Annotated in this window: 20 protein-coding genes; 6 read left to right on the top strand and 14 right to left on the bottom strand. The window is 50.6% G+C overall.

What is annotated here, in order from left to right:
* Positions 1–292 precede the first annotated feature (292 nt).
* Both L6466_RS10380 and menD read left to right on the top strand, forming a co-directional pair.
* Positions 293–1,972: a nucleoside kinase gene (locus tag L6466_RS10380; protein ID WP_237812928.1), complete on the top strand. Its 1,680-nt coding sequence runs from the start codon at positions 293–295 to the stop codon at positions 1,970–1,972.
* Positions 1,973–1,977: 5 nt separating this feature from the next.
* On the top strand, positions 1,978–3,459 hold the full coding sequence (gene menD / locus L6466_RS10385) for a 2-succinyl-5-enolpyruvyl-6-hydroxy-3-cyclohexene-1-carboxylate synthase (RefSeq protein ID WP_237812930.1): 1,482 nt from the start codon (positions 1,978–1,980) through the stop codon (positions 3,457–3,459).
* A gap of 6 nt (positions 3,460–3,465) precedes the next feature.
* Here menD and L6466_RS10390 read toward each other — a convergent pair whose 3' ends face one another.
* From L6466_RS10390 to L6466_RS10400, 3 genes are read right to left on the bottom strand one after another with little or no spacing between them, the layout of a single operon-like run.
* Positions 3,466–4,581 (bottom strand): chorismate-binding protein, encoded by a 1,116-nt coding sequence (locus L6466_RS10390; protein WP_237812932.1) that lies wholly within the window; start codon positions 4,579–4,581, stop codon positions 3,466–3,468.
* Positions 4,578–4,988: a PaaI family thioesterase gene (locus tag L6466_RS10395; protein ID WP_091814805.1), complete on the bottom strand. Its 411-nt coding sequence runs from the start codon at positions 4,986–4,988 to the stop codon at positions 4,578–4,580. The genes L6466_RS10390 and L6466_RS10395 overlap by 4 nt, the downstream gene beginning before the upstream one ends.
* A 10-nt stretch (positions 4,989–4,998) precedes the next feature.
* Positions 4,999–5,979, bottom strand: a complete 981-nt coding sequence (locus tag L6466_RS10400; RefSeq protein ID WP_091814808.1) for an ROK family protein — start codon at positions 5,977–5,979, stop codon at positions 4,999–5,001.
* A 145-nt stretch (positions 5,980–6,124) separates the two neighbouring features.
* Here L6466_RS10400 and L6466_RS10405 point away from each other — a divergent pair, with 145 nt between their 5' ends.
* The 3 genes from L6466_RS10405 to L6466_RS10415 all read left to right on the top strand — a co-directional run bounded on the left by L6466_RS10405 (position 6,125) and on the right by L6466_RS10415 (position 8,718).
* Positions 6,125–6,745 (top strand): hypothetical protein, encoded by a 621-nt coding sequence (locus L6466_RS10405; protein ID WP_237795414.1) that lies wholly within the window; start codon positions 6,125–6,127, stop codon positions 6,743–6,745.
* A gap of 93 nt (positions 6,746–6,838) precedes the next feature.
* Positions 6,839–7,990 (top strand): sensor histidine kinase, encoded by a 1,152-nt coding sequence (locus L6466_RS10410; RefSeq protein ID WP_237812933.1) that lies wholly within the window; start codon positions 6,839–6,841, stop codon positions 7,988–7,990.
* On the top strand, positions 7,987–8,718 hold the full coding sequence (locus L6466_RS10415; RefSeq protein WP_237812934.1) for a LytR/AlgR family response regulator transcription factor: 732 nt from the start codon (positions 7,987–7,989) through the stop codon (positions 8,716–8,718). Before L6466_RS10410 ends, L6466_RS10415 begins: the two co-directional genes overlap by 4 nt.
* Positions 8,719–8,725: 7 nt before the next feature.
* Here L6466_RS10415 and L6466_RS10420 read toward each other — a convergent pair whose 3' ends face one another.
* Genes L6466_RS10420 through L6466_RS10430 form a run of 3 tightly spaced genes read right to left on the bottom strand, consistent with a single transcriptional unit; the run spans position 8,726 to position 12,254 of the window.
* Entirely contained in the window at positions 8,726–10,186 is a 1,461-nt protein-coding gene (locus L6466_RS10420) for a hypothetical protein (protein WP_237812935.1), read from the bottom strand.
* A gap of 17 nt (positions 10,187–10,203) precedes the next feature.
* Positions 10,204–11,751 (bottom strand): hypothetical protein, encoded by a 1,548-nt coding sequence (locus L6466_RS10425; RefSeq protein ID WP_237812936.1) that lies wholly within the window; start codon positions 11,749–11,751, stop codon positions 10,204–10,206.
* Positions 11,748–12,254 carry a hypothetical protein gene (locus L6466_RS10430; RefSeq protein ID WP_237812937.1) on the bottom strand — a complete coding sequence of 169 codons (507 nt, stop codon included), beginning with the start codon at positions 12,252–12,254 and terminating at the stop codon, positions 11,748–11,750. Before L6466_RS10430 ends, L6466_RS10425 begins: the two co-directional genes overlap by 4 nt.
* A 165-nt stretch (positions 12,255–12,419) precedes the next feature.
* On the opposite strand from L6466_RS10430, the gene L6466_RS10435 reads away from it, so the two are divergent.
* Complete coding sequence (locus L6466_RS10435) at positions 12,420–13,694, top strand: L-cysteine desulfidase family protein (protein ID WP_237795394.1); 1,275 nt, start codon at positions 12,420–12,422, stop codon at positions 13,692–13,694.
* Between the two features lie 3 nt (positions 13,695–13,697).
* On the opposite strand, the gene L6466_RS10440 is transcribed toward L6466_RS10435, so the two are convergent.
* The 8 genes from L6466_RS10440 to L6466_RS10475 form a co-directional block, all read right to left on the bottom strand.
* Positions 13,698–16,577, bottom strand: coding sequence for a DUF8487 domain-containing protein (locus tag L6466_RS10440; RefSeq protein WP_237812938.1), 2,880 nt, complete (start codon positions 16,575–16,577; stop codon positions 13,698–13,700).
* Positions 16,574–17,251 (bottom strand): SGNH/GDSL hydrolase family protein, encoded by a 678-nt coding sequence (locus L6466_RS10445; RefSeq protein WP_237802955.1) that lies wholly within the window; start codon positions 17,249–17,251, stop codon positions 16,574–16,576. The genes L6466_RS10440 and L6466_RS10445 overlap by 4 nt, the downstream gene beginning before the upstream one ends.
* Positions 17,252–17,264: 13 nt before the next feature.
* Positions 17,265–20,480, bottom strand: a complete 3,216-nt coding sequence (locus L6466_RS10450) for a DUF5107 domain-containing protein (protein WP_237802954.1) — start codon at positions 20,478–20,480, stop codon at positions 17,265–17,267.
* Positions 20,477–21,769 (bottom strand): sugar porter family MFS transporter, encoded by a 1,293-nt coding sequence (locus tag L6466_RS10455; RefSeq protein ID WP_091814827.1) that lies wholly within the window; start codon positions 21,767–21,769, stop codon positions 20,477–20,479. The genes L6466_RS10450 and L6466_RS10455 overlap by 4 nt, the downstream gene beginning before the upstream one ends.
* 184 nt (positions 21,770–21,953) lie before the next feature.
* Positions 21,954–22,706: an exodeoxyribonuclease III gene (locus L6466_RS10460; protein WP_237802953.1), complete on the bottom strand. Its 753-nt coding sequence runs from the start codon at positions 22,704–22,706 to the stop codon at positions 21,954–21,956.
* A 16-nt stretch (positions 22,707–22,722) separates the two neighbouring features.
* Positions 22,723–23,487, bottom strand: a complete 765-nt coding sequence (locus tag L6466_RS10465; protein ID WP_237802952.1) for a hypothetical protein — start codon at positions 23,485–23,487, stop codon at positions 22,723–22,725.
* 71 nt (positions 23,488–23,558) lie between these two features.
* Entirely contained in the window at positions 23,559–24,035 is a 477-nt protein-coding gene (gene ribH, locus L6466_RS10470) for a 6,7-dimethyl-8-ribityllumazine synthase (RefSeq protein WP_091851389.1), read from the bottom strand.
* The gene (locus L6466_RS10475) at positions 24,035–24,715 is read right to left on the bottom strand and encodes a tetratricopeptide repeat protein (RefSeq protein ID WP_091814839.1); all 681 of its coding nucleotides are present in this window, start codon (positions 24,713–24,715) and stop codon (positions 24,035–24,037) included. Before L6466_RS10475 ends, ribH begins: the two co-directional genes overlap by 1 nt.
* Positions 24,716–24,769: the final 54 nt, after the last annotated feature.

The following is a 24,769-nucleotide window of genomic DNA, read 5'->3' on the forward strand; positions in this document are numbered from 1 at the left end:
TTCTTGTTTTTTGACAAAGATTACTCTTCTATCTCATTTTTTATGAGTACCTTTGCATCGTCAATGAGGGATAAATATTGCGCCCTAACTAGCGAGAAAAATTTTCCTAGTGCACGAGGAAGTTTGGAAGCACGAAGGCACTCTAGAGCCCCGAAATTGACAAGGGTAAAAAGATTAAACATAATACGTGACCAGGCACGCCACAAAGATACAACTTATTTTTAAATCGACAACAAAAATTTGCGTAAATTACTCTTTTTCGTTATCTTTGCACCGAAATAACCAAAATACTATGCTTCAAATCCGCTGCAAGAACAATAATGTAACGAAGAGTTTCCCAGAAGGAACATCCCTGCTCGACGTCTATCAGGAGTTTGCTGATGAAATTAAACTGCCCTACCCCGTGGTGTCGGCAAAAGTGAATAATGCCTCACAGGGACTGAAATTCCGTCTGTACCAGAATCGTGACGTGGAGTTTCTGGATGCTCGCGAGGGCAGCGGACACCGCGTGTATGTGCGCTCGCTGAGTTTTGTGCTCTACAAAGCCACGCAGGACGTGTTTCCCGCCTCGAAACTATTCATTGAGCACTCGCTCTGCAGGGGCTACTACTGCAACTTCAAGAAGAAGGACGGCAGTGTGCTGACCGACGAGGACGTGGTGCAGATCAAGCAGCGGATGCAGGAAATCATCGACATGGACATGCCCTTCCGTCGCACGGAGGCCACCACCGAGGAGGCTATCCGCGTGTTCCAGGATCGCGGGTTCTCAGACAAGGTAAAGCTGCTGGAGACGAGCGGACAGATCTATTCAGACTACTACACGCTGGGCGATACGGTGGATTACTACTACGGTCCGCTGGTGCCCTCGGCCGGATACCTGAAGGTGTGGGACCTGGAGCGATATGAGGAGGGACTGCTGCTGCGCGTGCCCGACTGGAACAACCCCAACCAGGTGGCAGAGAAGGTGGCGCAGCCCAAGACCTTCGAGATGTTTGCCGAGAAGACCCGCTGGGACATCATCATGCGACTAAGCAATGCGGGCGATGTGAACAAGGCAATTATGCGCGGACATGCCTCTGAACTGATCCAGGTCAGCGAGGCCTTGCAGGAGAAGAAGATTGTACAAATTGCAGAGGAGATAGAACGAAGGTTCCATCGCGAGAAAGACCCTGTAAAACTAGTGCTGATCACGGGTCCGTCGTCGTCAGGAAAGACCACGTTCTGCAAGCGTCTGAGCGTACAACTGCTGGCCTGCGGACTGCGTCCTGTGTCGTTCTCGACCGACGATTATTTCGTGAACCGCGTAGACACACCAAAGTTACCCAATGGCGACTATGACTTCGACAATATCGAGACGGTGGAGTATTCACTGCTGGAGGACCACCTGCTGCGACTGATGCAGGGCGAGCGCGTGGAGATACCGGAGTATAACTTCGTGACGGGTAAGCGCGAGTGGAACGGTAAGAAGCTGAAGCTGTCGAATGACACGGTGCTGATCATCGAGGGCATCCACGCCCTGAACCCGCTGCTCACGAAGAAGATTCCCGACGCGCTGAAATACAAGATCTATATCTCGGCCCTGACGAGCATCTCGCTGGATGACCACAACTGGATTCCGGTGCGCGACAACCGACTGCTGCGCCGCATCATACGCGACTACAACAAGGGGGCGTTCACGGCTCAGGAGACGATAGCACAGTGGAAGAACGTGTGCGAGGCTGAGGACAAATGGATATTCCCCTTCCAGGAGAGTGCCGACGTGATGTTTAACTCGGCGCTGAACATTGAGTTTGCCGTGCTGCGCATCCATGCCGAACTGATTTTAGCTTCCGTACCAAAGAACTGTCCTGAATATGCCGAGGCCCACCGCCTGATGAAATTCATCCACTTCTTCCTGCCAGTGAGCGACAAGGAAATACCACCCACAAGTATCATGCGAGAGTTCGTGGGTGGGTCAAGCTTCAAATACTAGACAACATGTATTCTAACAAGGAGAACGTTAATATACTGACGAGTTTACTGGTGGCTCACGGCATACATCATGCTGTGGTATGTCCAGGCAGTAGGAATGCGGCTATCGTACACAACCTGAACGAGTGCCCCGATATCCAGTGCTATCCTGTGACGGATGAGCGCTCGGCAGGCTTCTATGCGCTGGGCATGACGCAGGCATTAAAGGAGCCCGTGGTGGTATGCGTCACCAGTGGCACGGCACTGCTCAACCTGGCACCTGCCGTAGCAGAAGCCTATTATCAGCATCAGCCAGTAGTGGTCATCAGTGCCGACCGTCCGCAGCAGTGGATAGACCAGCTCGACGGTCAGACCCTGCCTCAGCCTGATGCCTTGGGACGCTTCGTCAAGAAAGCCGTATCGCTGCCAGAACCTCACGACGAGGACACCCGCTGGTACTGCAACCGACTGGTTAACGAGGCACTGATAGAGAAACATGCACCCGTACATATCAACGTGCCCATTACGGAACCTCTGTTCCGGTTTGACACGCCAGCACTCCCCCAGGAGCGTAAGATAGACTTCACCCCTGCCGATGCCACGAATATCACGCTGACACACGTCTGCAGGATGTTCCTGCAGGCCAAGCGTCCCATGCTGATTGCCGGTCAGCCGATGAACCCGCTGATGGACGAGGCCGTGATGCAGATAGGTGACAACGAGGAGTACGTGCCCGACTTCGTGGTTTACGCGGGCGGCTCTATCGTGAGCAAACGTCTGAAGCATTTCCTGCGTAAGGCAAAGGAGACATGGGTGGTGAACCGCGAGGGCGAGGTGACGGATACGTTTATGAACCTGACGCACGTCGTCCAGGCAGACCCTGAGGTGGTAGCCGACCTGATTCGTTTCAACCTGGAAGAGATGCCCCACCCCTTCGTACAGAAATGGGAGGCACTGCTGACACAGATTCGTCAGCAGACAGAGGCCACCGAACCACCATACTCACAGGCGGCCGTCGTGAAATACTTTGAGCAACAGCGGGGAGGCAATATCGTGCATTATGCCAACAGCATGGCTATCCGACTGGCAAATACCTACGCCAAGACACGCGTCTATTGTAACCGTGGCGTGAATGGCATCGAGGGCTCACTGTCAACAGCGGCAGGTTTCTCTTGTGTCACGGATGGCAAGGTGTTCTGTGTAATAGGCGACCTGAGTTTCTTCTATGACCAGAATGCGCTGTGGAATCAGAACCTGCGAGGCAATCTGCGCATACTCCTGATGAACAATGGCAAGGGTGTCATCTTCAACATGCTGCCAGGGTTGGAACAGAGTCCTGCACGCGACAAATACGTGGCTGCGGAGCATCACGCCAACGCAGAAGGTATCTGCCAGCAGAACGCTGTCACCTATCGTCAGGCAAAGGATATGCAACAGATGCAGGAGGGCATCGACTGGCTCACCGCAACAGAGAGCGAACGCCCATTGCTACTGGAGGTCTTTTTGTAGGACGCCCTACTGTGTCTTTAAAACACGGCGCATCGTTTCCATCTTTGCCTCTGTCTCCATCCATTCCTGTTCCTCGACACTGTCCTTCAGCAGTCCACCGCCGGCATACAGACGATACTGTGTGTCAGTGACTTGCATGCAGCGCAGGGATACGTAGAGGTGGGTCTGAAGTCTGAGGGCTGAGGTCTGAGGACTGATGTCTGAGGGCTGATGTCTGAGGTTGAGAGGTCCCATGAAGCCACTATAATAGAGGCGGGGCGTATGCTCGTTACTGAGGATGAAGTCGTAGGCATCCTGCTTAGGCAGTCCGCAGACGGCGGGCGTTGGATGCAGCAGCTGGAGCACATCGCCCACACGCTCATTGTCAGACAAGGTGAAGGTGAAGTCGCTGCGCAGATGCACCAGGTTGGCCGCACGCACGGTGCGCGGTCCCTCCTCATGGATATCGTCGGCCACACGCTCCAGACAGTTCATCAAGTAGGTGGCCACATAGCGCTGCTCCTGGATATTCTTCGTGCTCCACGTCATGTGCTCGCCCTCGCCCAACAGGTCGTCGCCTTCCAGTTTCATGGTGCCGGCCAGCGCAATGGTGCGCCACTGGTTGCCGATTCCCTCCAGCAGGATCTCGGGCGTTGCCGTGAGCCACATGCCACTCCGGGGCGTACAGACCAGTGAGATAAACATACGGGGATACATCTCGCAAGCCCGCTGGAAAAGGGTCAGGGGCTGGGCATCCTCTTCGGCCTGCACCTCCGCACACCGGCTCAACACCAGCTTACTGAAACGTCCGTCGGACAGTCCGGCAAAGAAGCGGCGGAAGTCATCGGCGTAAGTATCACGATTAAGACTCGTCATTTCCCCACTGGAGAGAGGTCGCCCCACGGCCTGCGAGAGGCCGGCGCCCACGAAGACACACTCACGATACGAGGGAAACGTCTGGACGACGTCCGGACGGATGAGCACCAGGGGACAGCTGGGACTGATGGAAAAAGGAGCCACCACGAAACCTGTCTGCCCGTTGAGCGCTGCGATAGAAGGCAGTTCCAGGGGTTCGCCCTCCTTCTGTGCCACAAGCGTCACCTGCCCTTCATAAGGCAATCTATACAGAGCGAATCCCGTCATTTCTGCTTCATCACATAGTTAGTGACACGGACATTGGAAATCAGGTCGCCTGCCGTGTCCTTGATATCTACATTCCATACGTGGAGCGTGGTGCCCTGATGCAACAGACGGGCATAAGCCGTCACGGTGTCGCCCTCGACGACTGCCTTCACATGACTGCCACTGACCTCGATGCCCACGCAGGCGCACCCGGGACAGAGGGCCGACGAGCCGACACCGGCCACATTCTCGGCCAGTGCCAGCGAAGCACCACCACTCAGAAAACCAAAAGGCTGACGATTACGCTCATCAACCTTCATGCGTGCCATACACGTATCGCCCTCGGGTGTGGAGATAAACTCCATCCCGAGGGCGGTACTTAGATTTGGCTTTGAATCAATAATAGCTTTTATCTTATCTACGTTCATTCAATATACATTATACGAACAGCGAATATTCCTTCACGTCCCAAGCCAAGGCACTGGCACCCAGCACATCACGCTCGCCCTGATCCAGGTTCGAGGACAACAGTTTGACCTTGCCTCTGACATTATGGAACACATGCTCTTCAAACGAATCATTTACAGCATCCAGCAACCAATGACCAGCGTGAGAGATGCCACCCGCCAGGATGATACCCTCCGGATTCAGGATAGAGGCATAGTTGGCCAGACCGATACCCAGCTGATGGCCTGCACGGCGGTACACCTCCTGTGCCAGCACATCGCCCTCGTCGGCAAAAGCCGTGATATCTGCTGGCGTCATATCCCTTCTGTCGCGCATCAACGACGGACGGGGGTCGCTGTCCAGTATTTCCTGAGCCGTCTGCAAGATGCCCTTAGCACCTACATAAGCCTCCAGACAGCCATGATTGCCGCATCCGCAGAGGCGTCCGTTGTGCTCTATGCAGGAGTGGCCTATCTCGCCGGCAAAACCCTCGGAGCCCAGGTGCGCCTTACCCTTTGTGAAGATGCAGCTGCCTACACCATGGCCCAGATTGACCACAATGAAGTCCTTCATACCATGGGCACTGCCAAAGACATACTCGCCCAGAGCCCTTACATGGGCATCGTTGCCCAATGCCACTGCCAAGCCCAGACGGTCCTGCAGCATGGCAGCCAGAGGAATCTGTCCCTTCCAGGGCAGATTGGGGGCATTCTCAATGCATCCCGTCAGGAAATTGGCACTGGGGGAGCTGACTCCCACCGAACGGATGCACTCATAGCCACCGTTGTTCTCTATCATTTCTACGACCTTCTCACTCAGGTAAGTGACGAAATCGTTGACATTGACAAAATCGGTCGTTGCAAAGGTATCCTTGGCAATAATGTTACCTCTGACATCGACAATAGCATAAACCGTTTCATCTATGCTCAGTCCTATTCCCACCACCCGGGTTTTAACTGTACGCTGTATCATAGTTATTGGTTTTTGATGCGACAAAAATAGTAAAAAAAAACATAAAGCCAAAGGATTATCTGATTTTTTTTGCACATATCCGAAGAATTTCATAATTTTGCCGAAGAAAAGAATGATATTTAATCCATAATATATACAATTTCATATGAAAAAGATTTTTTTTGTAGCCGTAGCTGCCCTGACTCTGGGTCTGGCTTCGTGCAGTGAAAATGCGAAAACTGACAACACCGATGCTACCATCGAGGAACTGAAAGCACAGATTGAAGCCGGCGACTCAGCAGGTGTGCAGAACGCTCTTGAGGGTGCTCAGGCAAAGATTGCCGAACTGGCAGCAAATGACCCTGAAGCCGCAAAGACCTATGTGGCTCAAGTTCAGGAGTTTGTTAACGCAAACAAGGAGCAGATCCTGGCTATCGTCGGCGAGGATGCCGCTGCCCAGACACTGGTAAGCACACTGGTTGACGCTCCTGCAGAGGCTGTTATCAACGTGCTGACAGCCGGTCAGAGCGTGGTGGATACCGCAGAAAACCTGAAGGACTCTGTGGAGCAGGCTATCAACAACAAAGCCGAGGAGGTGAAGCAGGGTGCCGAGGATGCCGTGAAGGAAGCCGTGGACGCACAGGTTGACGCTGCCAAGAAGCAGGCTGCCAGCAAGGTGAACGAGGCTACCCAGAAGGCTAACGAGAAGGTGAACGAGGCTGCCGAGAAGACCAACAAGGAGATGAAGGACGCAGCCAACAAGGCTCTGAAATCTATCGGTCTTTAACCGGTTTACTGAAAGAATCGGGGCATTCGTTGAACGAATTAACCCCGATTCATCTTTTTTAACTATCTTTGCACCATCAAAAACACACTGAAGATGAAAGGAAGTACAAAGAAGCATAAGAAAGAACTACTAGTTTACCTGGCACTATGGCTCATCTTGTTTGTTGCGCCCCTGCTAAACACGTACATCGGATATGCCCACTCCGAGGACAATATGACGTTTCCCTGGAACGACCTGTGGCATATCTGGAGACAGTATTTCATTCTGTTTGCGGCCTTCCTGATTCATAATTTCCTGTTGGCACCGCTCATTATTTACCGTCATAAGCGTGCACTCTACTCTATCGGGCTCACCCTGTTGCTCTCGGCTTTTATCACCATATTATATATAGAAAAGCCCGACCTCAGGCACCGCCATCCGCGCATGCATCAGGAAGACAGGTTCCCTCATAGGGACATGCCGCCAGAGATGCCTTTCATGGAAGGTGACATGCACAGGCCTCATCCGGAGAAGATGCCAGAGATGCGCGGTCCGAAGCCGCCTGTCATGTTCAGGGACCACGATATCGTGACTGTCATCATCCTGCTACTGATGATTGGCATGAACCTGGGACTGAAGTATTATTTCCGTCATAAGCAGGACCGCGAACGACTGCGGAAGCTGGAGCGTCAGAATCTGGAACAGCAGTTGGAATACCTGAAATATCAGATCAACCCGCACTTCCTGATGAACACGCTCAATAATATCCATGCCCTGGTGGACATTGACCCGGAGCAGGCCAAGGAGACCATCGTGGAACTGTCGAAGATTATGCGCTTCGTGCTGTATGAGGGGTCTAAGCAGAAGGTGCCCCTGCGTCAGGAGCTTATCTTCCTGGATAATTATATCCAACTGATGCGGATGCGTGTGGCCGACAAGAAGGTGGATATCACCGTAGACATTCCTCAGGCGATTCCCGACCGTGAGATTCCGCCACTGATGATGATCACCTTCGTGGAGAATGCCTTCAAGCATGGCGTCAGCTATCAGCAGCATTCGTTCATCCATATCAATATCCAGATTATTGATAACCAGTTGCACTTTGTATGCAGCAACAGCAAGGTGCCGCAGGGGGAGGACCATCACGGAGGACTGGGTTTGCAGAACGCGAAGCGACGCCTGGAACTGATCTATGGCCGCACCTATCACCTGGATATCAGGGATGAAGAGAATACCTATACCGTCAACTTAACATTACCGCTATGATAAAAGTTCTGGCTATCGATGACGAGCCCCTGGCTCTGCAGCAATTAGTGACATATATAAATAAGGTGCCATTCCTGGAATTGGCAGGTCAGTGCCATAGTGCCCTGGAAGCTCAGAAACTGATGGAGGAGGAGATGGTGGATGCTATCTTCTGCGATATCAACATGCCCGACCTGAGCGGTATGGATTTCGTACGCCAGTTGGCTGCGCCCCCATTCATCGTCTTCACCACGGCCTACTCGGAATATGCCGTGGAAGGCTATAAGGTGAATGCCGTGGACTATCTGCTGAAGCCTTTCGGCATGAACGATTTTCTGCGGGCAGCCCTGAAGGTGCAGGAGCAGTACAACCTGCGTCATCAAGAGACGCCGCAGAAGCAGAGCAGTCCGGTACAGGCCGACGGTACCATCTTCGTGAAGACCGACTACCGCGTGGTGCGCATCGCCATCAGCGATATCCGTTATATAGAGGGCATGAGTGAATACCTGAAGATTCATCTGGAGGGTCAGAAGCCCATTATCACCCTGCTCAGTATGAAAAAGATGGAGGACTATCTGCCCCCCACCCTTTTCATGCGTATCCACCGCTCCTATATCGTGAATCTGCAGAAGATTCAGGAGGTCAACAAGAACCGCGTCATCCTGGATGCCGATACCTACCTGCCTATCGGTGACCTCTACAAGGACCGTTTCAACGAGTATCTGGAACAAAAGTTCCTAGGGAAATAACATTCCCCTACTCGTCCGGCACAGGCGTGAGTCGCATCTCTGCGATACGCAGGATCCTGTTGAATTGTCCTCTTCTTATTTCTGCATTTGTAACATGCGTCAGAATTTGAAAGCTCAATCCTACCGCCTTCACAGAAAAATTATCTACTACAACTGATGTTGTCTCTGTAGCAGGAACAGTAAAGTCTCCTTTTGCATTTTCAGCAGGAAGAACGATTCGAGTTATCTCATTTCCCAAGACAGTACTAACGTTCAATTTCATTGGGAGACGGGCAACGTCACTCTCATCTTCTGTTTCAGGCGCAAAGTTTAACTGAAGCTTATAGCGAACACCAGGCACCACCTCATCGTTTCTATAAGTAACACTGTAATTCATGGTAAATATGACAGGCTCGAAGCGAACATATTTTACGCCAGGAACGCCCCATTTCTCGTCAACATTCTCAATATAGTTAGGATTCGCAATATTAACGGAATCTTTAATAGTACTATCAAAACCTCTTGTTATCTCTGCCACATCAAACGGATCTATCACGATTTCGCGATTGGCAATCCACGTATAGAACTCATCCGGAATGCGATTGAGGCGATAGCCTGTACCATCATCAAATTTCTCGGTGGTGATATCAGCAGAAAGGTCATAGTTCTTACCTTCGTCCGTAGCTCGCCACAGATTCCATAATGGTTCCCACTGCTTCCAGGTAGGAACAGCAATCGTATCAGGAAGATGGGCAGCAGCAAAGGCAGCCAGAGCCTTATCCGTAGCACAAGGATAGGGATAATATGCAAAATCGGCCATAATGCGAGGCACACGGAAGCTGCGTTCTTCACCATAGAAAACTACCGTCTGTTCCTCGCCATTCACAAGAGCCTTACCTTCGGAAAAAGTACGATAATAATAGGTATGATCTATTTCCAAGGGGGTACGGATGAAGTTGGCGATGGTGTCACTCGATATAAAGTTCCTTCCATCAATATTCATACACATAGACTTTTTTATCTTACTGCCAATCCACATATAATGAGTATGTTCGTTTATCACATAAGACAGATCACCATAAGAAGAACGGTATTGTACACGGGCATCCGTGGCGTACTTTTTCTCCTGACAATTATCCAATGTCAGGCCTGGCGCCGTGCCAAAGAGGACACCATGATTGGCTTTGAAATTAGACGGCACGTTGTCTTCCCAGAACAGGCCTACAACATATTCTCCATCAATCTGACATACCTGGTTCACATTCCACTCGGCCACATAGTTATTCTCGTGTTTCGATGTATAATCAGGTGCGTACGTCTTCGCAGGAGCATAGTCAAAGAACTGGATAGAGGTGGCTCCCTTAACGCCATTCGAATAGCGTTTGGTTGTTCCATCCTTCATGTGCAAGGTGGTGACATCCTGAGCCACAGCACCGGCGAAACAGCCCATGAAAGCGATTATAAGAAGTATCGTCCTTGTTTTCATCATTTGTTTCCTCCTTATATTTATTCCTCAGGAATCTCCTGATTATCATACACGAACTTAGGCACAAACTCAAAGTAGTCGAACATAGCATCCGACGTGTTATCAGAAGCTTCAGTCAGGTTCACTATCCGCAAGTAATTGTCGCTTTTACCATCACTCTTTATACGACAAAGAGGGTATCTCACAGAACTGGCGTCATCAGAGAGACGATATTTGAATCCAAAAGTACACTCACGAGGGCCCCTCATACATTTGGACTGCGCAGAAAGCTCATCAATCGTTGCTTTCGACATATGGAGTGAGTCCATCACAATCTCTCCATTCAAATAAATTCTGGCAACACTATTCACATATTCCACATAGGTTCCCAATCTCACCTCCCATTCGCCTGCAGGCAATGGTGGCAACTTGATAGTCATATCGTAATCACCAATAGCAAATGCCGCATCACCCTGCCAATAACAATAGTACATACGGGCACGGGTGGCGACTAATCCTTGGCTATCTTTTGTTATGTCACCCTTGATATGCTCCATACAATCCCACTTATAAACATGATCCCAACCAATTCCGGGATCGTGATACTCATCCGGGCCACCGCCCATTGAATCATATGGATCGAAATCACCACATATCATGTCGACATCATTCATGATATCAGGTGAAAGGGTTTTGAAGTCCACACGCCACAACTCACTGCCCAAAACCTCCTCACGCGCTGTCTTGTCGTAAGCCAGGATATCGTCAATATAGAAATAATAGCCATTGAAGCATTTGTGATCTAAGCCTTGCTCTCCATCAGCAAGAATCATCACGCCGCGAACCAGCTTCCCATATTTATCAGGTCCGTCCTTTAGTCCTCTGCGATTAATAAACAGACCGCTATTATCACCCATTGGATAACTGCATTTCAAAGCAGCATGCGGCATCAGGGTTGCATACCAAGCAGACATATCTGCCATATCTGTATCCAGCCAAAAAGCATCGTATTTTTTACCATTACAAACCGTCAGAAACTTATTTGAACAACCATTCCCTAGGATATGGTATGACACAAAGCGATTCAACGAGTTACGTCGGTCCGTAGGATCACTAACAGAGACATCCTCTGGAAAAGCCTCATCATAGACTTGCTTAGCATAGGCCTTCAACTGTTCCAGATTATGGATACCTTTAGCTGCATACACGCTATCAGTCTCAACAAACACATTGAACATCCTGAAGCGGTATTCATTAAACCAAGCCTTTCTTCTAGGTGATGTATATTTTGAATCTGGTGCATATTTATATAAGCACAGTTCCTCATCACGATGGTAATTATCGTAATTCCAAACCTGAAGTGTGTCGGCCAGTCCCGTCAGTTGCAGGGCCTGACTGAATATTGTCGTCTTCGGATTATTGGCCAGGCAAGCAGGCAACAATAACTCCGAAAAACGGTCGTTCTCCTCATAGGTAATCTTATCGATATCGCTTGCCAATACAGGCAGTTCATCGTCCACAATGACAAATTGCGCTGAAGCCGACGTGCTGAGCGCAAAGGCGAAAATAGAAAGTAGCACGTTTTTCATGGCTTCATCAGTTTAAAGGTAAAACGCTGGTTCACACTTATCAGATAGACACCACGCGGCTGACGGCTCAGGTCTATCGTTGCCTCACCCTCATGGCGACTGATGGCAGCATCCACGCTTTTGCCGTCAAGACTGCATACCATGATGCGGTCTGTCTGTTGCAATCCGCAGATGCCGACAACACCCTTGCGAGTCAGGTCAAAGCGGATGCGGGAGTCGTCACCCTTCACTTCGTCAATGACTGTCAGGTCCGACTTATCCACTTTCAGGTAGTCCACCTGATCACGCTCAAAGTCAAGCGTCTGTTCACTGGCGTCAAGGCCGCGATAGGAAACGGTCATCACGCCTTTCTGATATTTGACCGTTGGATCCTGGGAAGGCAGGAAGAACTGCACCTTACTGCCGTCTTTCAGGAAGACAAACAAAGAAGACTTCTCTTCTGCCCTTACCCCTATTGCCATCAGGAACGACAGCAACAATGAGAGAACTATTCCTGTTTTCATATCCATGATGTTTGAAAAAACTATCTGTTTTAGGTTTATACTGTTCTATTTGGACGCAAATATAAACATCTTTTTCCAATAAAGCAAATAAATAACTATTTATTTGGCTATTTCAAAGGAAAAGCGTACTTTTGCACATTAAAAAAGTCTTACATCATAGATACTATGATCAGCAAAGAAACCCGCGAACAAATCATTGCACTTATCCGACAGGAAGTAGTGCCCGCTATCGGTTGTACCGAACCCATGTGTGTAGCCCTCTGTACAGCGAAAGCTACAGAGAAGCTGGGACAGAAACCCGAGAAAATCGTTGCTAAGCTCAGTGCCAACATCCTGAAGAATGCGATGGGTGTAGGTATCCCCGGCACAGGGATGATAGGTCTGCCTATCGCCATCGCCCTGGGTGCCCTTATCGGCAAGAGCGACTATCAGTTGGAGGTATTGAAAGACCTGACGCCAGAGGCTCTGGAAGCCGGCAAACAGTATATCAACGAGAAGCGTATCTGCATCCAGATGAAGCAGGGCATCACGGAGAAACTCTATGTGGAGGTGACGTGCTCTGCAGGTGAGAAGAGTGAGACGGCCATCATTGCCGGCACACATACGCACTTCGTGGAAAGTGAAAAGGTCGTAGCGGAGAGTCAGGAAGGTGCTGATGCAGGAAACGCCCTCCCACTGAACTTCCGTCTGGTCTATGATTTTGCGACGACGGCTCCGCTGGACGAGATTCGTTTTATCCTGGAGACACGCGACTATAACATGAATGCGGCACGCGAGGCCATCAAGGGCAACTACGGACATAACCTAGGAAAGACCATCGACCGTCCGCTGGCGAAGGGTATCTTCGGACATACCATCTTCTCACATATCATCTCCCGAACGGCAGCAGCCTGCGATGCCCGTATGGGAGGCGCCATGATTCCCGTGATGTCCAACTCTGGTTCCGGCAACCAGGGCATCTGTGCCACCAATCCCGTTTGCGTCTATGCCAAGGAGAATGAGAACACGGAAGAAGAGTTGATTCGTGCCCTCACCCTGAGTCATCTCACAGCTATCTATATCAAACAGTCACTGGGCACACTCTCGGCGCTGTGTGGGTGCGTGGTTGCCTCTATCGGCAGCAGTGTGGGTATCACCTACCTGATGGGCGGCGACTATGAGCGTTGCTGTCGCAGTGTGAAGAACATGATTGCCAATTTGACGGGTATGATTTGTGACGGCGCCAAACCCTCTTGTTCGCTGAAGATCACATCAGGAGTCAGCACCGCCATCCTCTCTGCCCTCCTGTCGATGGAAGGCAAATGCGTGACCAGTGAAGAAGGAATTGTGGATGACTGCGTAGACCGCAGCATCCACAATCTGACTGCCATTGGTGCCGATGGCATGGGTCCCACCGACGACCTGGTGCTTCGTATCATGACCACCAAGGGGTGCTCATAAATCCTATTTGATTTTTGGTTTCAACTCATCAGGCGAATCGTTTGTGAACATATCCACAGCGGGTGCCTGACGGGTGAAGAAGTGACTGATGGTTTCCGGCGTCAACGTTAGCGTGGGCTGGAAATCATCACTTTTCATATAGTCGAGGATTGCCTTGCGCATCTGTCGGGCCACCACACGATGTTCCAAATCATTACTAATATCCATTGTGGTCATCAACAGGCGACCTTTCAACACACGAGCCTCTATGAGCATGCCCAACTTACGAGATACGTGCCACGTGTCGATAGGTTGGATGGGCGACTGATAGTCCTTGGGCAGTTCCATCAAGTTCATCACCTGTGCCTTGTTCAACAGTTCCCACCAGTTCAGATTCGACCAATCGTCTGTAGGAAAGCCATATTTAAACAACGGATGCTGCTTCTCGATATACGCACCTGTGGTATGCGGCGGACGCATCTTAAACCACGACGTGTTCCAGAATACGGGCAGGTACGACTGTTTTACATCACTGCCCAGCGTCACGCGTCCGGCAGCCGTAAGCAGCACCGTGCCGCCCTTCTTCAGCACCTTCAGGGCCTGGGTATCCAGGGTGTCGGTCATATGTATTCCCTCCAGCTTCTCATCAGTCTTCTCCTCCGGATAGACCCAGAAGTCCCAGTGGTTCTTGATGACATTGCCGATTTTCACATGCAGCGTCATCTTGGTGGGCTGTTTGACAGAGTCGAGCGGGAACTCCACCACACCCATCTGATGATTCTTTCCTACCGGGATATTATTGGAGAGCATACGTCCGCCATGATACACACGCATCGTATCGTCGGTGATATAGAACGCGGCCTTCACACTCTCCAAATTGGCATAGAACGCATTATAGGCCTCGATGGGGACGCACAGTTCCTCCTGATTGGAATAGATGAACTTGGGGAAGCGGGCCAACAGGACCAGAGGATAGCAGAACTCGCGCCAGTCATTGCCCGTGGTGTAGCCTTTCTCACGCCAATGCACATTCAGCGGCCCTACAAGAGCCGTTCCCTGACCACTATAGTCGTTCAGTCCCAGCAACTGGAATCCTGCATAATCCTTTGTACGCAGGTTGCGCTCTATCTCGTACTTATAGCAGAGCGTCTGCAACTTTCCACTGGCCATCAGGAACTTCTCTGCCATCTGCTCCATACCATTGTCGCGCAACAAATCACGGAAAATCTCGAAGTTGCGCGCCTTATAGGCACCCGTGTACTGAGGAATCTCCTTGAAGTCAGGAAAAGCACACCACTGTCCCTGCTCGTGGGCAATGATGGGAGAATCATTAGGTGTCGTTCCTTTATAGTTTCGAGGATATTCTATACCACTGTAGTAGTCGTCATCGCTCGACGGGGCTTTTCTGTCCCAGTCCAGTCCACGGGCACCACCCTTTACGTGATACTCCGAACCGCCATCCCAGGCCCATCCGCCACCTACCGATGCACCGCAATACACCTTGGTAGAGTCGTACTCATGCATCTGTCTGACCCAGTCATTACAGTAGGTTACCCAGTCGCCGGCAGGTTCGTTGCCGGCAGCCATCATCACAAACGAGGGGTGATGACCGTACTCATCAACGATACGTTTTGACTCCTCCAACAGATACTTGTCTATCGCCTGACCACGGCGCAGCTTCACACCATGATTAGGCCACGACGGACCCTCGGGCTGCAGGTAGATACCCACACGGTCGGCAGCAGCAAAAGCTGCCTCGGGGGGACAGTAGCTATGGAAGCGTACGTGGTTGAGACCATACTCCTTGCACTTCTTGAAGATACGCATCCACTCGTCCTCATCGGTTGGGGGAAAACCTGTCTCTGGAAAACAGCAGTTCTCCACCGTGCCACGCAGAAAGAGCGGACGGTTATTGATATAGAGCTGACGCCCCTCTGCCTTTATCTCGCGCAAGCCGAACTGTGTTTCATAGACTGTCTCACCAGCTTCTACCGTCAGGCGATACAGATTAGGATGGAACTCATCCCAGAATTTCACATCGCGTCCTAATCCAAATTTAAACTTGATGTTACTACCCTCTGCAATGACTGTAGAGCCGCGCACCATCTTACCCACCTTTCCGTCGTTCATGTACTTGATATTGGCCGACACGTTATAGTCGTTGATGGGGAAGAAGCGCAGGCCGTCCACATGATTCTCCAACTGTACCTCCACGGTGACGGCACCCTCCTTGATATGAGGGGTCACACGCACGCGCTTGATATTCAACTTCTTCCACTGTGCCTGCAGTTCAATACGTCCAGTGATACCGTTCCAGTTGCCCTGGGTCTGGTCTGTCACCGAGTGCGAGTCCTGTCCCACACACACATTCTCGATACCATTATACACACGGATAGCTATCTCGTTGCGCTCACCCTTCTTGATGAATTTCGTCACATCATAGCGGTGAGGCACGGACAGCGACATCTGGTGGCCCACCTCACGTCCGTTGACAAAGACCGTGGTCTCAATATGCGGGCGCTCCAGGAAGAGCGTGATACGCTGGTCGCTCCATTCCTTGGGGATATACACATATTTCCTGTACCACACATTTCCCACATAGTGTTTCTCGGGTGTCAGGAAGAAGGGGAACTTCATCTGTCCCTTCCTTCTGTAGGGTTCCATATACGGGTTATAGAAATACGACGAGTCATAGAGCGAGCCCGTCCACTGCGTGTGGATATCCACCTCATGACCCTTGTCATTTGTGAGCAGCGAGCCAGGCAGCACCACGTAGTCATCGTAATGTGCGGAATCACCAAGGGCAAAGTCCCAGGGACCCTGCAAATCCATCACCATCTGAGCCTGCACACCTCCCATACCCAGCAGCATGGCGAGAGCAGAAAGAATCAGTCCTTTTCTCATTCAATCACCTGTCCTACTTGTTCTGCAATCTGCTGCATACCCTTCACGGATGGGTGTCCAGCCTTCTTAGCAATACCCTGCAATTCAATGCATTTCACACCATAGTGTTCACAGATAGTCTTTGACGACTCTGTCACATCAGCACTCAGTCCGTCGTTCAACAGGAAATAGATAGTCGACTTGCCATAGTGCTCTTTCATCCAGCCCAACATATATGCCATAGCAGGACGAAATGACCACAGGTCCTCCTTGGTGATATTCTCATACTTGAACTCACCGATAGGGGAATGTGCCCAACTGTCGTTCGTGGCACCGAAAATCAGGATGACATCAGGGTTCTCGCCCAGGTTGTCCATACGTTTGGTAAACGAGCGGTCGCTATAGTCATCCTTGTTGTAACCCGTGTTACAGATGGTAGAACCACTATAGGAATTATTCATTCCCAGTTTCCACCCCTTCTGCCTGGCGAGCAGTGTCCACCAGGTCTGCTCCACGCTGTTCACATCAGTCAGGTTGGGATTGTTCTGCTTGAAATACCATATGGCATTTCCCTCAGGGATAGCCCCTTCGAAAGTGGAATACGAGTCGCCCAACACAGCAACGGTCTTGGTCTGTGCGCCTACCGACAAGCAAATCATCAGTAGCAGCGCCGACAGTGAAATCAGTTTTTTCATATCCGTAAATATTTTACATGTTCATCAACGAGCGCAGGGTCTTTGCGCCAAAATGATTAATATCCTCACGCTCCACCTCCTTGAGATAGCGCTCTGCATGCGTCTTGTCGCCCAGGCCATAATAGCCCAGGGCAAGCATGTAGAGGCAATGGATGCGGTTTTGCTGGTCAAGGTCACCATCCCATATCAGCAGGTCGGGCAGCGACACAGCGAAATAGTCCATCGTGACGTGGTCGAAGAGGTGCTGCTTACCATAGTTCACCAGTTTATAGAACAGGCCGCGCGCCTTATCCTCCTGTCCCAGTTTGCGATAGCACAGGGCAGCATAGAATATCTTATCGGGCTTCGCATCATTATAATACATGGCAGCGGCCGGTTCGGTAGGACCTGCCGTACCCTCTTCGTAGCGCCCGAGGAAATAAAGGAAGTCATTGTCCTGTGCGCCATAGAGTTTACCTTCGCCAAGATGCGACGGGAACACCAGACACTCCTCCAACAACTTCGTAGCCTTCTCCTTTTCACCACGTACGAGCGCCTGTTTAGCGAGCTCTATTCTGCAAATCTGATACTGTCCGCTGACCTTGCCTTCACCACCTTCCCATGGGTGGAACTGATGGGCATCGAGTTTCTTCATCGCCTCCTCATGGCGTCCCAAGTGGTTCAGCAGGGTAATCTCCTCCAGTACAAGGTCATCGCGCTGAGCTATCAGCTGGGGATACTTTTGCAGGAATGCCAATCGTTCGGCATGAGGTTTCTGTATGCGCTTATAGAGCTGGTCCAACTCCATGAACACGCGGGCATCCGTCTCGTCCAGATGGAAGGCCTTCTCCATGTATGCCACCGCCTCGTCAGGCTTATGCTGCTTGTTGAAGCGGGCCAACGCCAGGTTACGCCATACGGTGGGGAACTCAGGATTGAGTTCTGCCGACAGTTCCCAGTTCTCTATGGCAAGGTCATACTGACGCTTGTCGTAGTAGAGGCATCCCAGATAGTAAGGCGCCTTGGCACCCTGCGGATTCTGCTGTTTTGCTCTTTCCAAGGCGACGACAGCCTCCAGTCGGTTGGGGAAACAATAGTCAGCAGGTTGTTTCTCCGCCTGCTCAAGGCTTCCCATATAATAATAGGTCATCGGACTCACGGCACCCTCTTCTTCCGCCAGTTTCCAGATGGCCAAAGCCTCATCATGCAGTCCGGCCTGTTCATAGTCCAATGCCAGTTCCTCGTAGTTCTCACTACTCTTGCGCATCAGCATCTTCAGCGTATCGTCGCCTGTAAGCAGGAACTTCTCATAACGACAGCCGTAGTTAAAGTGATCCAGCGCAAGACTGTCCTCAATCCATGCCAGAGCCTCCTCCTGACGACCCTGCAGACGAAGAACTGCAGCCTTCAAAGCACGTGCCTTGTGATTGCAACTATTGAAGATGAGAGAACGGTTCAACTCGTCGAGCGCATCATCATAACGCTGCCGGGACACACTGATACAAGCGGCTTCGAAGTAACCGGCATCAGCCCACGCCTTATTCCAGGTAGACTTCCAGAACAGGCCATAGGCCTCGTCTGCCCTACCCTGGTATTTCAATGTCAGGGCGAGGTTGAAAAGAGCCTCACCATCATAGGGATTCGGATTACGTTTCTGCCATATCTTCACAGCCCTGCGCAGACAGGTCTCTGCCTTGTCAAAACGACCGCGACGCAGATACCATAGTCCCGTCTGGTTCAGGCAACGCACATCATTGGGGTCCCTGCGCAGTGCCTCCTCATAATAGTCGAGGGCACTCCATGTGGCATGACGGTATTGCTCCAAGTGCAGACCCGTGAGATAAAGCTGGTCGTTGGTCTTTGTGTCCTGTGGCGACAGGGCTGCTTCCGCAGCATCGGGAATAGGACGGATATCATCGGGTTCTGCTTCCCAGATGAGAGATGACTGATGAGAGATATGATCAGCCTTAGTGATTGACAGTGTCAGATCGTTCAGCGAAACAGCGGGACACGCTACCGCCTGCTCAATGACAGCCTCGGGCGACAGCGTCAAAGTCTGGTCAAAATAGGTTTCTCCGCTCTTGTTCCGCAGCAGCACACGTGCCGTCTGCTCCGATGTGGCCAGCACCTTGAAACTGACGCCGCCCTCGGTCTTCTCGATATTCAGGACGAAATCCTTGTTGGCCTGCTTCACGATACCAATCTCACGATAAGGCATGAAATACTGCGTAAACTGTTTCTCCTCATAGGGCATCAGCCATGTGAAGTCGGGCTGGTTCTCCGTATAAACGCCAGCCATCAGCTCGATGTAGGGACGGAAACCTTTGTCCTCATACATGTCTGTAAGATTCCGATCCCACGCTCTTCCAAAGTCACCATTACCCCATGTCCACTGTTTCTTGCCTGGCGAGAAATGATGACTAGCCACATGGAGCATACCGCCCTTGGTATCGTTCTCATAGCCACCCTCGAAATCATATTTTGAGTTGACTGCCATATAACTCGTAGGCACGGGGATATTCTTATAGTTCGAGATGTCCACACCTGCCGAGTAATCCATCTTGTAATAGGTACCCGTAGCGATGGGGAAACTCGACACGGCACGCTTTCCGTGGTCAAACACCGCGTTGACATCGGGTGGGAAGACGCTCTGGTAGGCATCATTCACCTCCACGGCAGGGTTTGCCCACCAGAGGAAGGTCTGAGGCAATGACGTACGATTGCTGACGCGTCCCTGTATCTCCAGATAGGCGCAACCGGGACGGAGTGTGAAACCTGCCATACCTTTTTGGTGGAACATACGCTCCATCTCGTTCACCCATACCGTCACACTGCCATCTTCATTCTCCACAATATCGCAATCAACAGGCAGATAGGTTGACGGACGGTGGTGCTGAGGCCAGTTGAACTCGATACCACCACTGATCCAGGGACCTGTCAGTCCCACAAGGGCAGGTTTGATAACGTGATTGTAATACACAAAGTGGCGCTGCTTGATCTTGTCGTACGCCATCTGGATACGTCCACCCAGTTCGGGCATCACCATCACTTTGATATACTCATTCTCCAGGAACACCACCTTCCACTCGTGTGGTGTGGGCTCATTGGCTATCGACTCGATGACAGGATACGGATAAACCACGCCACTGGAACCCTGATAGACTCTTTTTTCCAGGAATATCGGGTTCTTCTCGGCCTTCCCTATTTCATAGGTAGGAATAGTAACAATTTCTCTCCAAGCTTTTATCATACTAATTCTTTTTCTAATTGTTCTAAAGTCTTTCCTTTCGTCTCAGGACAGCGTCGCCAGAGGAAGATAAAGGCGCACACACAGATGGCGCTATAGATCCAGAAGGTGCCACTGGAACCTAGGGCGGCGTTCATCGATGGGAACGAGAACGTCAAGGTGCAACAACCCACCCACAGGGCGAAGGTACAAACGGCCATAGCCACGCCACGAATCTGATTGGGAAAGATTTCTGCCAGCAGCGTCCACGTGACAGGTCCTAATGTCATGGCATAGACAGAGATAGCCGTCACCACGAGTACCACCATCATCACGCCTTTCACCTCCAGAAAATAGCAGGTTCCCAATGTCAGATAGATAAGTCCCAGTCCGCCTGCGCCAATCAGCATCAGCGTGCGACGTCCCCATTTCTCGATGGTATACAGGGCTACAAAGGTGAATACCACGTTGGCAATGCCTGTGATAACGATATCGATAAACATGCCATCGACATCATAGCCGGCTCCCACAAATATTTCCTGGGCATAATTGAAAATCACATTCGTGCCGCACCACTGTTGGAACACGGCGATGACGAGGCCTAGCAACAACACCTTACTATATTTGCTCTCCATGAGTTCCTTCAGTCCAGCCTTCTGTCCTGTATGCTGCGACATTGTCGCAGCCTTCATCTGTTGATACACAGGACTCTCCGGTATAAAGAAACTCATCACAAGGAACAAGCCTGCCGGCACGGTCTCGGCCCAGAACATCCAGCGCCAGCCCCACTCCAAATTCCATGCTGCGTTCTCAACTATAGAGGTATCGCGGGCCAACAGCATATTGACGATCTGCGCACCAAGGATACCAAGGACAATGGTCATCTGGTTCAGACTCACCATGCGTCCACGGATATGCGCCGGACTCACTTCGGCAATATACATGGGCGACAAGGCCGAAGCCACGCCAATACCCACGCCACCAATGAAGCGCGCTATATTAAACAAGGTGAAATCATCAAAAAGACCTGTGCCTATAGCAGAGACCGTGAACAGTACGGCTGCTGTGGTCAACAGTGGTTTGCGTCCGTACCTGTCGGCCAAGGCACCGGCTACCATGGCACCTATCAGACAGCCTACCAGGGCCGTTGACATCGCAACGCCTTGTAGCCACGTATTACCTGCTATTCCGAAAAATGATTCATAGAAAGGTTTTGCACCGCCTATCACTACCCAGTCATAGCCAAAGAGCAGACCGCCCATAGCCGACACAGAGCAGATGAAATAAACAAATGCCTTGTTGTTATTTAGCATATCCTGTATGGTTTTTAGTTTACAAGGTGCAAAGATAATAATTCTTTTCTAAAACCCCGAAACTAACATCAACATTTATCAAAAATCACATTTAATAATCGGATTACTAGCATACCAAAACAAAAAAAGGCTTCCGGAATTTCTTCGAGAGCCTTATGATAATAAGAGACAGGGTTCTGAAAAATCAGATACTCAGTTCCAGTTCCACAGGACAGTGATCGGAGCCCAGGATATCCGTATGTATCTTGGCATCGACGATTTGCGGCTGCAAACGGTTGGAAGCCACGAAATAGTCGATACGCCAGCCGGCATTCTTCTGACGGGCCTGGAAACGGTACGACCACCATGAGTAGGTGATCTGTTCCGGATACTTCCAACGGAAGGTATCGGTGAAACCAGAGGCCAGCAGGGTGCTGAACTTCTCACGTTCCTGATCCGTGAAACCGGCATTCATTCGGTTGGTCTTCGGATTCTTCAGGTCTATCTCCTCGTGAGCCACATTCAGGTCGCCACAAAGGATTACTGGTTTCTGCTCATCCAAGCGCATCAGGTAAGCACGGAAATCATCCTCCCACTGCATGCGGTAGTCCAGACGCTTCAAGCCATCCTGTGAGTTGGGCGTATAGCAGCACACCAGGAAGAACTTTTCCATCTCGAGTGTGATGACACGTCCTTCGTGATCGTGCTCATCGATACCAATACCATACGTCACATTGAGTGGTTGATGCCTGGTGAAGATAGCCGTTCCACTATACCCTTTCTTCTCGGCAGAGTTCCAGTATGACTTGTACCCATCAAAATGCAGGTCCAGTTGTCCAGGCTGCATCTTCGTCTCCTGCAGGCAGAAGAAATCAGCATCCAGCGCACGGAAAGCATCGCTGAAGCCCTTACCCTCGCAAGCGCGAAGACCGTTTACATTCCAAGATATCAGTTTCATGATAAAGAAAGTTGGGTTAGAAATAGATACCGAAGCTGAACTGATTCATCTTTGGACCATAGCCATCACGGAAGAATTTCATGGGGCAGTACCTGCAATAGATGGCGACATCGCCAGGTGTATGCACCATCAGCAGACCGTCAACGGTAACAGGACGCTGGTGGATAGAACCAGTCTCCACTTCATAGTCCTCGTCCTGGTAGGTAAACTCACGGGTTACATGAGCACCAGTATTGAAATTTACGATAGCACCTAAGGTAACACCCCAGTCCAACTCCTTATCGAAATAATGGGTATAGGTAACAGGTACCTGAAGACTGAATTCAGAAAGCGAGGTACGACGATCAGACTGAAGTACCTGATAATCCGTAAGGCCCATCACACCCGTGGTGAGGTCCTTTTCCCAATATGTGGCATCGTCCATGCGATAATAGCGCCAGTCAATACCAATACCCAGGCCCCATACATTCTTTTTGCCATAGGGCATCCACTCACCCAGCAGACCAAAGCCAAGGTCAAAAGAAGGCCACAGGTTGAACTTATATTCCGAGGGAGCTCCAAGCATGGTGTTGAAACCAAGGTACATATATGGATCAACATCCCACTTCTGGCTCTTCGACTTAATCATGACGTGCTTGTCCTTCCAGAAGTCATCGTCAGAATCCAGGTTCACCACATCAGCGACCTTTTCGATAACAACAGTATCGTTCGATAACTCAGCGGCATTAACAGCCATAGCGGGACACATCAAAAGAAGTGCAGCAAAAATAATCTGTTTCATTTTCATTGTGTTTAGGTTAAAAGAAAGCAGGTGCGACCCAAAGGTCACACCTGCCAACTATGTGTAATTAATTAGAATTTAGCCATTTTGATAGCAACCACAGCACATTCATCACCCTTGTTACCGAACTTGCCTCCTGCACGGTCCTTAGCCTGCTGCAGGTCGTTAGTGGTAAGCAGTCCGTAGATGACGGGAATATTGCTTGTTGCATTCAGGCGTGCGATACCTGCTGTGACACCTTCGCAGATATAATCGAAGTGAGGTGTCTCGCCACGAATCACACTTCCAAGGACGATGACGGCATCGTAGCCATCATTGAGAGTCATCTGGTGAGCACCGTAAATCAGTTCGAATGAACCTGGAACGGTCTTCACGTGGATATTCTCAGTCAGTGCGCCGTGCTTTTCGAGCGTAGCCACGCAACCTTCAAGCAGGGCTCCTGTAATCTCAGGGTTCCACTCAGCCACCACAATGCCGAAAATCATGTTCGAAGCATCGGGCACGGCGTTGAAGTCGTAGTCGCTCAGATTATGTAATGCGGTAGCCATTATTTTACGCGCTCAATATAAGCATCGATTTTACCATACTCCATAGAGTTCAGGTACTTAGCCTTGATCTGCTCGTAGAGCTTCAAGGCATCTTCCTTCTTACCCTGGCTCTCCAGAATCTCACCAGCCTTAATCAGGAACTGAGGAGAGAGAGTGTTGTTGTCAGCCTTGTCGGCAGCCTTCTTGAACAGCTCAACAGCCTCATCGAGCTCACCCAGAGAAGCCTTTACATCAGCCAGGGCACCAACAGCAGCAGGTGAAACCATGGCATCGTCAGCAGCATCGTAGTTCTCGAGATAAGAAGCAGCCTCCTGCATATTGCCCAGATGAGCATAGCAAAGACCAGCGTAGAGGTTAGCCAGATTACCTACCTTGCCACCCTCTTCTGCCAAAGCAACGAAACCCTCGTTAGCGCCATCGCCATTCAGAGCCTTCTGGAACATCACGGTATCGCCCTGAGCAATAGCATTGCTGAAATACTCCTGAGCCTTTGACATCTCTGTGCTGGCATTCTTGAACTGGTCAGCAGAATAGCTCTTATAGAAGAAGCCTGCGCTTACCAATACGATCAAAGCTACCACAGCGATGATAATCACATTTTTGTACTTGAGGATCAAAGCCTCATTCTGACTGTGCTCGTTTGCAGCAGGAGCACCATTTGAAAAATTTGTATCTGCCATTATAATATTTATTTTTAGATTCGCTATAAATTGCGGGCGCAAAATTACAGAAAA

The sequence above is a fragment of the Prevotella communis genome (assembly GCF_022024175.1).
In the GTDB taxonomy this organism is placed as follows: Bacteria; Bacteroidota; Bacteroidia; order Bacteroidales; family Bacteroidaceae; genus Prevotella; species Prevotella communis.